We start from the raw sequence: 12,849 nt of genomic DNA, 5'->3' as shown, positions 1-12,849 counted from the left end.
TCCGAAGACGAGATCATTCCAGCCTCTGGTCTGTCGAGCGCGTTTGACCGAGCCTCTCCTCAACGCCGTGTGCATCGGCGTGAATGGGAGAGACAGATGACCAAGGTTGACGTCAATGCGGCGCTCAAGCCGCCGTTCGCTGCGCGTTACGACAACTTCATCGGCGGTGGCTGGAAGGCCCCCAGCGCCGGCAAGTACTTCGACAACATCTCGCCGATCACCGGTCAGCCGGTGTGCCAGATCGCGCGCTCCGATGCCGCCGACATCGAGGCCGCGCTCGACGCCGCGCACGCCGCCAAGGACGGTTGGGCGCGCACCAGCGTCACGGAGCGGGCGATGGTCCTCAACCGGATCGCCGACCGCATGGAGGCCAATCTCGCCAAGCTTGCGCTCGCCGAGACCTGGGACAACGGCAAGCCGATCCGCGAGACGACGGCGGCTGACATCCCGCTCGCGATCGATCATTTCCGCTATTTCGCCGGCGTCATCCGCGCCCAGGAAGGCTCGATCGCCGAGATCGACCACGACACCATCGCCTATCACTTCCACGAGCCGCTCGGCGTCGTCGGCCAGATCATTCCCTGGAACTTCCCGATCCTGATGGCGGCGTGGAAGCTTGCGCCGGCGCTTGCCGCCGGCAATTGCGTGGTGATGAAACCGGCCGAGCAGACCCCGGCCTCGATCATGGTGTGGATGGAGCTGATCGGCGATCTCTTGCCGGCCGGCGTGCTCAACGTCGTCAACGGCTTCGGCCTCGAGGCCGGCAAGCCGCTGGCGTCCTCGCCCCGCATCGCCAAGATCGCCTTCACCGGCGAGACCTCGACGGGGCGGCTGATCATGCAATATGCCTCGCAGAACCTGATCCCCGTCACGCTCGAGCTCGGCGGCAAGTCGCCGAACATCTTCTTCAAGGACGTCTGCGCCGAGGACGACGACTTCCTCGACAAGGCGATCGAAGGCTTCGTGATGTTCGCGCTCAACCAGGGCGAGGTCTGCACCTGCCCGAGCCGCGCGCTGATCCACGAATCGATCTATGAGCGTTTCATGGAGCGCGCACTTCAGCGCGTCGGCGCGATCGTGCAGGGCAGTCCGCTCGATCCCGCGACCATGATCGGCGCCCAGGCCTCCGCCGAGCAGATGTCCAAGATCCTGTCCTACATCGACATCGGCAAGAACGAAGGCGCGCAGCTCCTGATCGGCGGCGAGCGCAATCTGCTCGGCGGCGATCTCGCCGGCGGCTACTACGTCAAGCCGACGGTGTTCAAGGGACACAACAAGATGCGCGTGTTCCAGGAGGAGATCTTCGGGCCGGTGGTGTCGGTGACGACCTTCAAGACCGAGGACGAGGCGCTCTCGATCGCCAACGATACGCTCTACGGCCTCGGCGCCGGCGTGTGGAGCCGCGACGCCAACACCTGCTACCGCTTCGGCCGCGCCATCCAGGCCGGCCGCGTCTGGACCAACTGCTACCATGCCTATCCGGCGCACGCGGCGTTCGGCGGCTACAAGCAGTCGGGTGTCGGACGCGAGACCCACAAGGTGATGCTCGACCACTACCAGCAGACCAAGAACATGCTGGTCAGCTACAGCCCGAAGAAGCTCGGCTTCTTCTGAGGGCGCGGCTCGGCGGGCGAGGCGGGACGGGGCGCCGAACGGCGTCCCGTCGGCCGGTGGCCGCGACCTCAGCCCAATTCCGCCAGCAGCGCCTCGCGCGCCTCGGAGATGCGCCGATACAGCTCGCTGCTGCCGCCCGCGTCGGGATGGGCTGATTTGGCCAGCCGACGGAACGCGGTCTTGATGTCGGACGCCGTCAGGCGGCCCTGCAACGGCAGTTCGAGGACGGCGCGGAAGGCTTCATCATCCTCGCCGCGTGCGAACTGATCCAGCAGAGCGCGACGCGCGGCCCGTGCCGCGATGCGCAGCGCATCCTGATCCTGTCGCCAGCGCTGCTGTGACATCACCAGACACGCGCCGAACGTGATGCGGCCCTGTGTCTCCAGCTCGTCGAGGCTGAACGGTCCGACGACGTCGTACGGCGGCGCGAGCGATGCGAGCCGTCCGGTTGCGCCGTCGACGATGCGGCCGAGCCGGACCTCGTCGACGATCCCCATCGATCCGTTCCAGATCACCCATCCGCCGGCGCTGGTCATGCTGCTGATCTCGTCGATGCTGCCGTTCTGCCGTGGCGCCCTTGCAGGCGCCGCCCCCCGGCGGCCCCCATCCTCTCTGCGTCAGGCCGGTGCCCGGAGAGGCTTGACCGGCCCGACATCGACCTGAATCTCGCTGCCCTCGACCTGCAGCGGATAGGCGTGCAGCGTGTTGCGCACCAGATGCGTGACGCATTTGCCGCTGACGCCGTCGAAGCCCCATTGATGGTGCGGGCAGGTGATGGTCTTGCCGTCGAAGGTCGCCTCGGTCAGCGGCACGTCGGCATGCGGACAGCGGCCACGAAACGCCTTCAGCTCGCCGCCCGCGGGCCAGAGCAGCAGCACGCTCTTCTTGCCGACCTGAAACAGGCCCATGCCGCCTTCGGATATGGCGCTTGTCGGACAGACTGCAGTGAAAGCCATCGGATCGCCCGGGGAATGGTGACGTCAGGCTGGCTCACGCAAGTTCCGGACCAGCGGAAAACACGCACAAACCGACGATCGTTGTCGGACACGCGACAATGCGACGGCTGCCGCGGAGCTATTTCCGGCCGAGCGCGGCGAGGAATTCCGGCTGCGGAATGAACAAGCCTTGCGCACGGACCAGGCCGCGTCCGAGATCGCACAGCAGGTCGCCCTTGCCGAACAGGCTCTCGGCGCCGGGCTCGTCGAGCACGATCTGGGCGTTCACGGCATTGGCGACCTTGAGGCAGACCTTCAGCGGCAGGTTCGACTTGATCAGGCCGGTGACGACGGCGCGGTCCGGGCGCTGCGTGGCCAGCACGAGATGGATGCCGGCGGCGCGGCCCTTGCCGGCGATGCGCGCGACGAGCGCCTCGAACTCCTTCCTGTCGTCCTTGCCGGTCAGGATGAGGTCGGCGAATTCGTCGAAGATCAGGATCAGGAACGGCAGGTCGGTTTTGCCCGCCTGGATGTACTCGCCGAGATTGACCACGTTTTCACGCTTGAGAATGGCGTAGCGCGCATCCATCTCCTTCACCGCGTCACGCAGGATTCTCAGCGCCTCGGTCAGCGTGGTGGCGACCGGGCGCCACAGATACGGGCTGCCCTCGACGCCGGCGAAGGTGAGGATCTTCGGATCGATCAGCGCGATCTTGACCTGCTCCGGCGAGCTGCGCAGCAGCATGCTTGCGACCATCGCCTTCAGCCATTCGCTCTTGCCGCTGCCGGTCGAACCCGCGACCAGCGCGTGGCAGGTGTTGGGATCGGCGAAGTCGGCAACGATCATGTGGCCCTCGACGTCGATGCCGATCGGAAAGCTCACCGTGCTCTTCACGGCGGAGGCGAGCGGCCCGGCCAGCGCGTCCTTGAGCAGACACGGCTTCGGATCAGCCCGCGGCAGGTCGAGGATGACGAAGCCCTTGCCGGCCTTGATCAGCGGCGGCTCGGCGAGGCCGAGCTTGACCTGCAGGTCGGCGGCGCGATTGGCGAGCGACGATACCTTCACGCCCGAGCCCGGCGTCAGCCGTAGCCGGATCAGCTGCGGTCCTTCGATGACGGCAGCGCATTCGACCGCGAGATTGAAGCTGCGGAAAGCTTCGGTGACGGCCTTGCCGAGTGCGTGCGAGTCGGTTGCGGCATTGGTCTGGCTCTCGCCACCCGTCGCGGTGTCCGCGGCAGGAGGCGCCGCGATGCGCGCCGGCTTGCCCTTGTCGCCGAACATCTCCTGCAGCACCGGCACGACCATGCCTTCGAAGATGTCCCTCAGCTCGTCCGGTGCGACCGCGACCTCGTGGAATGCGGGCAGATAATATTCCAGCGTGCCCGAGAACGCGCAGCCCGGACGCCAGATCGGCAGCAGATGCGCGTAGATCGCGAGCTGCACGAGATCGGCCTTCTGGCGCGCGCCCTGGCTGAGCTTGTAGTCGACGACCTCGAGATGACGCTCGGGATGGATGCGGATGGCGTCGACGCGGCCCCGAATGTCGACGACGATGTCGCCAAGCGGCACGGGAATGCGCGCCAGATCCTGCTCGGCGCCGACGAAGACGTCCTGCCAGGTCTCGAAATCGCGGGTCCGCTTTCTCAGCTCGATCAGCCGCGCGCAGAAGTGGCGCATGCGCTCCGTGAAGACGGCGGCGTCCTCGCCGCGCCCTGCCGCGAACAGCCTGTCGGTGAGATCCTGCAACGACGTGCGCCAGACGTGATCGACCAGGGCATCGGCGGAGCTGATCAGCGCTGCAGCTTTCCAGCTGTTGCGGCCGGTCAGCCACGCGACCAGATTTTCCACCTCCTTGTGGAACTGCACGCCCATCGCGCGGACCGTTCCTGTCGGTGCGAAGCTCTTGGTCGAGGGCTTCTCGCCGCGGAGCCATCGGGCGCGCCATTCCGGATCGAGAACGGCGAAGGTGAGTTCGGTCGCCGTTATGCTGTGATGCGCCATTGCAGGAAGATGGTCTGAGGTCCGGGATGAGCCTTGAGATTGGGATGCGCCTCGACACTGCGCAAGAGCGGATCGCGCAGCTGCGCGCTGCCGAGCTTGGCGAGAACGACGGAGATGTCGACGATGCGCTGCTCGCGGACGAGGTCGAGGACGGCGCGCAGCCTGTCGCCATCGAGCATGTCGGGCGTGGCCGTGCTCCGTTCCGTCGTTCGCGGCTCGGTCGCGGCAGGTCCGCCGGCGTCGACGCTGCGGACCTGGATCGGCAGTCCGGCGGCGGCGATGTCGGCGAGGAACGGGGCGAACCGCGCCTGCAGCCAGGCCAGAGTCGCGGGACCGGAAAACGCGATGTTGCCCTGGAGCGCGTTGGAATAGAGCTCTCGCGCGGCATGCAGCTCGCAGACCTGATCGGCAGTCAGCTCGACGATGCGAAAGCCGTGCCCGCTGGCGGCATCCATCGTGGCCTTGGCGACCGCCCATGACGCACGCGGCACGCGGGCGAGGTCGGGCGTGCGGAACACATAGGTGAGCGTGCGGCGGCCAGCCTGGCCTCCGGCCAAGGCGATCGCCTCGTCCGCGATCGCCTTCCACCGCCGCCAGTGATCGCCGCCCTCGAAGGCGAAGTACACGCTGCGGTCCGGCCAGCGCCATTCGAACGAGAAGTAGCGCCGCCCCGAGGTGCGGCCGACCTTCACGCCGGTCATCGCTTGCCCGACGTCCCTGGCGAACCACATCAGGCAATCCTGATTGTAGGCCTGCAGCGCCTTCTGCGCGCGGATGCCGTTGAGCTCGACCTGGAACAGATCGTCGAGCGTTTGCGGCGGAGGGGCCGCCGCATGGGGACGCGCCAGCCCCCTGAACCGGTCCTCCGCGCGCATCAGGAGCGCTCGTACGCCGAGCTCGACCAGCGTCGAGAACAGATCGTCGAGCCAGCTGTCGGCGAAAAATCGCGCGATGCCCGTGGCCGGCATGCCGCAATCGGCCAAGCGCGCCTCGATCAGTTCGCGTGCGCCGGCCTTGTTGATGCCTTCCAGCGCGATCTCCTGCGAGAATCGGTCGCGATGGGCCGGCTCGAGATGCGGCTTGATGTCGTCGACCCAGTTCCGCTGGTTCGCGGTCACGACCGTCAGGTGATTGCGCAGCTCCGCATAGAGCTGCTCGATGCAGTTGCCGAGCGCCTTGATCAGCAGGGGATCGCTGGCATAGCACTCGGTCTGATCGAAGCAGAACACGAACGGACGGTAATAGGACGCGAGCTGACACAGGCCGTGCAGGCGGCGAAAGCTGAGGGCGTTGATCTCCTGCGGCGTGACGTCGCCGCGTCCGTCATTGTCGGCCTGCTCCAGCCGCAATTGTTCGACTTCCTCCGGCTCCAGCGGCTCGGACCGCAACCATTTGAGCGCGGCGCGCCGGCGCTCGCCATCGGCCTCGCCGAATGCGCAGGCGACGAGCACCTTGAGCCAGGCCTTTTCCCGCCCGTGAAGGTCGATGTGCCGGCTTCCGAGAAGGCTGGACAGCCGGTTGATGGGGCCGTTGCCGGCGAACAGCGCGCTCAACCATGCGAGCCTTCCGGACATCTCGGCGGCGGGAAGCGTTCCGCTCGCCAGACGTCGCAACGCCGGCACTGCTGCGGCGATTTCTGGAGCGCCGTTCTGGGCAAAGTCGGCAACGATATGGGCCAACGTCCCCACGGCCAGAGAGCTCAGCTGGCTCGGCGACTGCGCCGTGTCGTCGTCCGGACGATCGAGCTCCTGCAAGGTCAGCAATAGGATCGACTGCCACGCCTTGGAGGGATCCTGGAACGGACGGAGATAGACCTTGGTCGCTTTGCGGCCGAGCGCCGTGAACAGCCGGCCGAGCAGATGCGACTTGCCATAACCGCGATCCGGCGACACCACGAGCTGGGCACGGTCGGCCTTGATCGGACTGCTGCGCGGCAGCTCGCCGCCGTCGAGCGCGGCGAACTTCGCCAGAACACGTTGCAGGGGAGCGTCGTTGAGACCGCTGACCGAAAACGTCACATCGCGCGGTTCGCGGACGATGGCGTCCTCGAACGGGTTGACCTGGAGGTCGGCGTAAGGGTTGGTCATGGCTCGTGCTTGACCACGACGGTCACGAACGGCTCGGGAAAGCCGGCGAGCCTGATGCCGGCGTCCATCTCCTCCTTTGGAAGATCGACGGTCGTCGTCGGATGGATCGTGACGCGTCCCGCCTTGGTCTCCTCGATCAGCAGGCGATGCAGCTCCTCCTTGGACTCGCCGCTCGCCCTGATGAGATCGAAGATCTTCACGGCCGAGAAGCCGCCTTGCTCGGCCTTGAGCCGGCGATAGGCGGGCAGCAGGTCGTCCAACGTAAGCGAGGCGGTGATCGCGGCTGCGCCGTCATGCAGCTCGGGCGTGGTCAAAGCCGGCTCCGAGGCCATCGCATCGAAGCCGAAATAGTCCGCGGCGACGTCGCGATGCAGATAATATTTCGAGCTGCCGCAGGTCAGCTCGACGATGGCCTGGCTGGCGATGGCGTGCTTGAGACCGTCGGGGAAGAACTTCTTGTTCATCCCGGTGATCTTCTTCTGCAAACTCGGCTTCGAGATCAGCTTGATGCCGGAGGACGCGATGAGCTTGACGATCGCCTGGCTCGCCGTCTCGATTGAAGGACCGTAGCCTCTTGCGAAGTACAGCTGGGCGACACCCTGCTTCAACGGTCCCCAGATCGCACCGTCGCGGGTCAGTGCGGCGAGCTTGTCGCGCAGTTCAGGCGAGCCCTTTTTCGCCGCCGCCTTGCCGAGGAAGGTGGTCTTGATCCGGGAGAGGCTCAGCCCGGCGTCGCCGGCCTTGGTGATCGCAGGCAAGAGGTCGTCGAGCTTCGTAGCCATCGGCATCCACCCCAAAGGAACTGCCGGCTTCAACTCGCCGCCGCAGATCGAAATTCCTTCGTCCAAGGCGTTGTTTGCCATATCTCCTGCACACGCGCGAGTCCGTCGCCAGTCGCCTTTCAATTCTGACCTGCATCGATGCAACGCTGAGTTCCCCAGCAAAACGCCGCCCGGTGACGGGCGGCGCTGCTGAAGACGTCGGCTGCAAGAGCGGGTGGATCTATTCCTTCCGCTCCGAGGTCCAGCCCTTGTACTGGGCGACATTGTCGCGCGTGATCAGCTTGGAAGGCAGCAGCTCGACGGTCGAAGCCGGCTTCTGGCCGTTCAGCAGACCGACGCCGATCTGCACGGCGCGGCGGGCCATGAAGAACGGATCCTGCGAGGCCGAGGCCTGGATCTGCTGCGCGGCCGGATCCTTGAGCGCCGCCTCGATGTCGGGGGCACCGTCGACCGCGGTGATGATGATGCCGGTGCGCTGCTGCTGGCGGGCGGCGAGATCGGTGCCGATCGCCTGCGGATCGTTGATGGCGAAGATCGCGTCGATCTTCGGGTAGCGCGTCAGATAGCCCTGCGTCACCGTGAGGCCACCCTCGCGCGAGCCCTTGCCGTCCTGGTCGCTCGACAGCAGCTTGATGCCAGGAGCCTTGGCGAGCACGCTCTTGCAGCCGTTGACGCGGTCGATGACGGCGGAGACTTGCGGACCGTTCTGGATGATCACGTCGCCCTTGCCGCCGAGCTTGTCGACGATGTACTGGCACGAAATCTCGCCGGCCTGCACGTTGTTGGTTGTGACCGTGGCATCGGCGCCTTCAGCCGCGGTGTCGACGGCGACCACGAGGATGCCGGCGGCCTGCGCCTTCTTGATCGCGGGTCCGATGGCCTTGGGATCGCCGGGGTTGAGCAGGATCATGTCGACGCCGGCGGCGATGAAATTGTCGATCTGCGTGACCTGCTTGCCGAGGTCGTACTCGAAGCCGACCGCGGTGATCTTGACGTTGGGGTTGGTCTTCTTGGCCTCGAACTCGGCGCCCTTCGACAATGCGACGAAGAACGGGTTGCCGAGCGAGCCCAAGGACACGCCGATCGATTTCAGCTCCTTGGCTGATGACGGCGCGGAGCTCATGACGAGCGCCAGCGCGGCACCGGCTGATAACATCGACTTGAACATCTGTTTCCTCCCTGGCCCTTTCTGTTGGTCTACGCACGGCGGACCAGTGGCCGTGGAAGAATCCGTTGCGGCAAGGCGCTTGCGGCGCCCGCCGATGTCTCTCAGGTGCGCGCCGAGCCCTGCAGCCGGTAGCGGTCGAGCGCGACGGCGCCGATGATCACGAGGCCCTTGATGACGTATTGCCAGATGTCGGACACGCCCACCAGGATAAGCCCGTTCGACAACACCGCGATGATGAGAGCGCCGACCAGGGTGCCCCAGATCGAGCCGATGCCGCCGACGAAGGAGGTGCCGCCGAGGATCACGGCGGTGATGGCGTCGAGCTCATAGGACTGGCCGAGCTGCAGGCCGTTCGCCGCATACAGCCGCGCCGCCTGCATACCGCCGCCGAGCCCGGCGAGCAGGCCGGACATGCCGTAGACGAAGATCAGCACCGCCCAGACCTTGATGCCGGCGAGCCGCGCCGCGCTCTCATTGCCGCCGACGGCATAGATGTGAACGCCGAGCACGGTGCGGCGCAGGATCAGCCACGACGCCACGATCACCAGCAGCGCGATCACCGCCAGCCAGGGGATCGAGACGATGCCGGGGATGATCGTCAGCGAGGCGTTGCCGATGAACGCATAGGGGATCGACGGATTGAACACGGTGGTGTCGCCGCCCATCAGCCGGGCGAGGCCGCGCACCGCGGTCAGCGATCCCAGCGTGACGATGAAGGGCGGCAGCCGCAGGAGCGCGATCAGCGCCCCGTTGACGACACCGAAGGCCAGCCCCGTCAGCACCGCCGCCGGCAGCCAGAGCGCGCCGAGCTCGGGCATCTTCGACAATGTCAGGCCGGCCATCGCCGCCGCGGCGAGGATCGAGCCGACCGAAAGATCGATGCCGCCGGTCAGGATGACGAAGGTCATGCCGGCAGCGAGCACGGTGTTGACCGCTGCCTGCTGCAGCACGATTCCGAGATTTTGTCCGGTGAAGAAGCGTCCTTCCGACAGCATGTGGAAGCCGATGCACAAGATCAGCAGCACCGGCAGCATGCCGGCAGCGCGGATCATCAGCCGCAGCCGCTGCTGCTTGTTGTCGGATGCGGACGGCAGGCCGGATGAAGGTGCGGTCTCGGCTTGAGCTGGACTGTTGTCAGGCATCGACGTGCTCCGTCCCCGTGGCCAGCGCCATGATGTCTTCCTGGGTCATGGGCGATGTCGCGCTCTGCTGCAGCTCGCCCGCGAGATGTCCCTCGCGCATCACCAGCACGCGATCGCAGATGCCGAGGATCTCCGGCAGGTCGGACGAGATGACGAGGATCGCGGTGCCGGACTTGGCGAGATTGTCGATGATCGAATAGATCTCGGACTTGGCGCCGACGTCGACGCCGCGGGTCGGCTCGTCCAGGATCAGCACTTTCGGCGCCGTTGCGAGCAGCCGCGACAGCAGCACCTTCTGCTGATTGCCGCCCGACAGGCCGCCGACCGTGACGCCGGGATTGGGCGCGCGGATGCCCAGCGCCGCGAATGCCTCGTCGGCGCGTGTCTTCGCCTTGTCGCGGTCGAGAATGCCGCCGAGCTTCGCGTCGCGGCCGATCACGGCGAGGTTGATGTTGTCGGCGCAGGACATGTCGAGGAACAGGCCGAGTGCCTTGCGATCCTCGGTGAGATAGGCGATGCCGGCATCGAGCGCGTCGCGCGGCGTGTCGATGTCGATGCGCTCGCCGTCGAGCTCGATGTGTCCGGTCGTCTTCGGCGCAGCCCCGATGATCAGATGCGCGAGCTCGGTGCGCCCCGCGCCGATCAGTCCGGCGAGGCCGACCACCTCGCCGGCATGAACGGTCAGCGAGCAGTTCCTGACACGGCGGCCGTCGCCGAGATCGACGGTCGTCAGGACCGCGCGGTCGCGCTTGGCGTGCGGGTCGTGGTCCTTCTTGTAGAAGGACGAGACGTCGCGGCCGACCATCATGCGGACGATGCTGTCGGCGCGGATCTCCGGCCTGTCGAGCGAGCCCACCAGCCTGCCGTCGCGCAGCACGGTGACGCGGTCACCCAGCGCATAGACCTCGTCCATGCGGTGCGAGATGTAGATGATCGCGAGACCTTCGCTGCGCAGCTGGCGGATCAGCGCGAACAGCTTCTCGCTCTCGCCGGCCGACAGCGACGTCGTCGGCTCGTCCATGATCAGGATCTTGGAGCGCGCATGCAGCGCGCGGGCGATCTCGACCAGCTGCCGCTGGCCCATCGACAACTCGGCAACCAAGGTCGATGCCGAGAAATCCGCGCCGAGTCTTTGCAGGATCGGGCCGACACCCTCGCGCATGGCGCTGCGCGAAAGCAGGCCCGTCTGCGACAGCTCGCGCCCGAGATAGATGTTTTCGGCGACCGTCAGGTTCGGCGCCAGCGACAACTCCTGGTAGATGATGGAGATGCCGGCGTTTCGGCCGCCCATCGGCCCTTCGATGCGCGCCACCTTGCCTTCGATACGGATCTCACCGCCGGGATCGGGGCGATAGGCGCCGGACAGAATCTTCATCAGCGTGGATTTGCCGGCGCCATTTTCGCCCATCAACGCGTGGACTTCCCCGGCATAGACGGTGAGGTCGACCTTCTGCAGGGCCTTGATGGTGAAGAATGACTTCGACACCCCGCGCATCTCGAGGATCGGACCGCTCATCGTGCCTCCCAATGCACGTCGTCTCGTTTCCGCGGCTCGTTGATCGCTGGCGCGGGGAAGTCATTAAACTAGAGGCTGTCGCCGAATACAATATGGAAGAGACGCAACTGCAACACGTCGACGCGATTGAACGTCGCGCGCCGGGCGCAGATCTAATGGCTGGGACGATAGAGCCGGCGCCAATGCGGCAGCCGCTCGGCATAGGCTGCCGCCAGCGCAGGCTCCGGCGAGAACGTCGCGGTGCGGGCTGGCGCGATGCACACGCTGGCGATCGCCTCGCCAGTCGCGGCCAGTCGCGCCAGGCGGGCGGCGCCGAATGCAGCGCCTGTCTCGCCTTCCGCGAGGCGATGGATCGGGATGTTCAAGACATTGGCCAGGATCGCGAGCCAGAGATCGGAGCGCGAGCCGCCGCCGATTGCATCGGCCTCCGCGATGATCAGCCCCGTGTCCGTCAGCACGTCACGACAATCAGCCAATGCAAAGGCGACGCCTTCGAGCACGGCCTGCACGATGGCGCTGCGGCCGGTGGCGTGGCTCAGGCCGTCGAGCAGGCCCCGGACATTGGTGTCGTCATGCGGCGTCCGCTCGCCCGCGAGATAGGGCAGGAAGCTCACCGGCGATGGTGCGGCGGGCCGGGAGCCCAGCGGCGCCAGCAGCTCGGCCTCGGAGGCGCCGAGCAATTGTGAGATCCAGGCGAGGCACGAGCCTGCCGACAGCATCGCGCCGGCCTGCAGCCACATCGCCGGGATTGCATGACAGAAGGTGTGAACGATCCGGCCGGGATTGGCGGTGACGGACTCGACCGGCGTGATCACGGCGCCGGACGTGCCGAGGGTAATGAACGTTGCGCCCGGACGGACGGCGCCGATACCGATCGCGCCGGCCGGGTTGTCGCCGGCGCCGCCCGCGATGAGTGGCCGCTTCGACATGCCCCAGCGCTGTGTGAGGTCGTGGCGCAACCGACCCGCCTCGGCGCAGCCCTCGACGAGGCGCGGCATCTGCGTGCGCGTGAGGCCGGTAGCGGCGAGGCCCTCGTCGGACCAGTCCCGCCTGACGACGTCGAGCCACAGCGAGCCCGATGCGTCCGAGACGTCCTCGATCGCCTCGCCGGAGAGCACCAGCCTGACATAGGCCTTGGTCAGCAGAACGAGGCGGGTGGCCGCGAAGATCTCCGGCTCATGGTCCGCGATCCAGAGGAGCTTGGGCGCGGCGAAGCCGGGCATCGCCTTGTTGCCGGTGGTCGCGCGCAACGCCGGCCACCGCCGTTCCAGCACCGTGCACTCGCGTGCGGAGCGGCCATCGTTCCAGAGGATGCAGGGCCGCAGCGGATTCATGTCGGCATCGAGCAGCACCGGGCCGTGCATCTGGCCGGACAGGCCGATGCCTTCGACTGCGGCCATCTCGTGGGGGTGATCCGCCTTGAGCGAATCCAGCGTTGCGAACACGGCGGCGATCCATGCCGCAGGATCCTGCTCCGCCCAGCCGGACTGCGGCACATCGATCGTCAGCGCGTGGCTGCGGCTCGCGACCACGCGCTGCGCATCGTCGACCAGGATCGTCTTGACCGCGGAGGTGCCGAGATCGATGCCGAGATACATGGCGC

10 protein-coding genes are annotated in these 12,849 nt (G+C 66.6%); 1 reads left to right on the top strand and 9 read right to left on the bottom strand.

Translation table 11 applies throughout. From position 1 onward, the window contains the following. Positions 1–96: 96 nt before the first annotated feature. Positions 97–1,614: an aldehyde dehydrogenase gene (gene adh / locus QX108_RS30670; protein ID WP_172133979.1), complete on the top strand. Its 1,518-nt coding sequence runs from the start codon at positions 97–99 to the stop codon at positions 1,612–1,614. Between the two features lie 68 nt (positions 1,615–1,682). On the opposite strand, the gene QX108_RS30665 is transcribed toward adh, so the two are convergent. The 9 genes from QX108_RS30665 to xylB all read right to left on the bottom strand — a co-directional run bounded on the left by QX108_RS30665 (position 1,683) and on the right by xylB (position 12,844). Continuing rightward, positions 1,683–2,150 carry a J domain-containing protein gene (locus QX108_RS30665; RefSeq protein WP_172115286.1) on the bottom strand — a complete coding sequence of 156 codons (468 nt, stop codon included), beginning with the start codon at positions 2,148–2,150 and terminating at the stop codon, positions 1,683–1,685. An 81-nt stretch (positions 2,151–2,231) separates the two neighbouring features. Then, on the bottom strand, positions 2,232–2,570 hold the full coding sequence (locus QX108_RS30660) for a Rieske 2Fe-2S domain-containing protein (protein WP_172115288.1): 339 nt from the start codon (positions 2,568–2,570) through the stop codon (positions 2,232–2,234). A 118-nt stretch (positions 2,571–2,688) separates the two neighbouring features. Next, positions 2,689–4,551 (bottom strand): DNA translocase FtsK, encoded by a 1,863-nt coding sequence (locus QX108_RS30655; protein WP_315724911.1) that lies wholly within the window; start codon positions 4,549–4,551, stop codon positions 2,689–2,691. Next, a complete protein-coding gene (locus QX108_RS30650) occupies positions 4,533–6,638 on the bottom strand; it encodes a hypothetical protein (protein ID WP_315786069.1) in 2,106 nt (701 codons plus the stop codon). The genes QX108_RS30655 and QX108_RS30650 overlap by 19 nt, the downstream gene beginning before the upstream one ends. After that, positions 6,635–7,420: a hypothetical protein gene (locus tag QX108_RS30645; protein WP_315786066.1), complete on the bottom strand. Its 786-nt coding sequence runs from the start codon at positions 7,418–7,420 to the stop codon at positions 6,635–6,637. The genes QX108_RS30650 and QX108_RS30645 overlap by 4 nt, the downstream gene beginning before the upstream one ends. Before the next feature lie 220 nt (positions 7,421–7,640). Beyond that, on the bottom strand, positions 7,641–8,588 hold the full coding sequence (locus QX108_RS30640; RefSeq protein ID WP_172185292.1) for an ABC transporter substrate-binding protein: 948 nt from the start codon (positions 8,586–8,588) through the stop codon (positions 7,641–7,643). A gap of 101 nt (positions 8,589–8,689) precedes the next feature. Beyond that, entirely contained in the window at positions 8,690–9,730 is a 1,041-nt protein-coding gene (locus QX108_RS30635) for an ABC transporter permease subunit (RefSeq protein ID WP_172115292.1), read from the bottom strand. Continuing rightward, positions 9,723–11,246, bottom strand: a complete 1,524-nt coding sequence (locus tag QX108_RS30630) for a sugar ABC transporter ATP-binding protein (protein WP_315786061.1) — start codon at positions 11,244–11,246, stop codon at positions 9,723–9,725. Before QX108_RS30630 ends, QX108_RS30635 begins: the two co-directional genes overlap by 8 nt. A 152-nt stretch (positions 11,247–11,398) precedes the next feature. After that, positions 11,399–12,844, bottom strand: coding sequence for a xylulokinase (xylB, locus tag QX108_RS30625; RefSeq protein ID WP_315786058.1), 1,446 nt, complete (start codon positions 12,842–12,844; stop codon positions 11,399–11,401). Positions 12,845–12,849: the final 5 nt, after the last annotated feature.

Source organism: Bradyrhizobium sp. SZCCHNR1002, from assembly GCF_032381435.1.
GTDB lineage: Bacteria > Pseudomonadota > Alphaproteobacteria > Rhizobiales > Xanthobacteraceae > Bradyrhizobium > Bradyrhizobium aeschynomenes.
This window is presented reverse-complemented; position numbering and strand designations above follow the sequence as displayed.

What these genes read in the sequence shown, in the direction of transcription:
- QX108_RS30640 (WP_172185292.1), bottom strand. Translation starts at nt 8,588, where the DNA reads ATGTTCAAGTCGATGTTATCAGCCGGTGCCGCGCTGGCGCTCGTCATG.
- QX108_RS30650 (WP_315786069.1), bottom strand. Translation starts at nt 6,638, where the DNA reads ATGACCAACCCTTACGCCGACCTCCAGGTCAACCCGTTCGAGGACGCC.
- QX108_RS30630 (WP_315786061.1), bottom strand. Translation starts at nt 11,246, where the DNA reads ATGAGCGGTCCGATCCTCGAGATGCGCGGGGTGTCGAAGTCATTCTTC.
- QX108_RS30635 (WP_172115292.1), bottom strand. Translation starts at nt 9,730, where the DNA reads ATGCCTGACAACAGTCCAGCTCAAGCCGAGACCGCACCTTCATCCGGC.
- QX108_RS30645 (WP_315786066.1), bottom strand. Translation starts at nt 7,420, where the DNA reads ATGGCTACGAAGCTCGACGACCTCTTGCCTGCGATCACCAAGGCCGGC.
- QX108_RS30655 (WP_315724911.1), bottom strand. Translation starts at nt 4,551, where the DNA reads ATGGCGCATCACAGCATAACGGCGACCGAACTCACCTTCGCCGTTCTC.
- adh (WP_172133979.1), top strand. Translation starts at nt 97, where the DNA reads ATGACCAAGGTTGACGTCAATGCGGCGCTCAAGCCGCCGTTCGCTGCG.
- xylB (WP_315786058.1), bottom strand. Translation starts at nt 12,844, where the DNA reads ATGTATCTCGGCATCGATCTCGGCACCTCCGCGGTCAAGACGATCCTG.
- QX108_RS30665 (WP_172115286.1), bottom strand. Translation starts at nt 2,150, where the DNA reads ATGACCAGCGCCGGCGGATGGGTGATCTGGAACGGATCGATGGGGATC.
- QX108_RS30660 (WP_172115288.1), bottom strand. Translation starts at nt 2,570, where the DNA reads ATGGCTTTCACTGCAGTCTGTCCGACAAGCGCCATATCCGAAGGCGGC.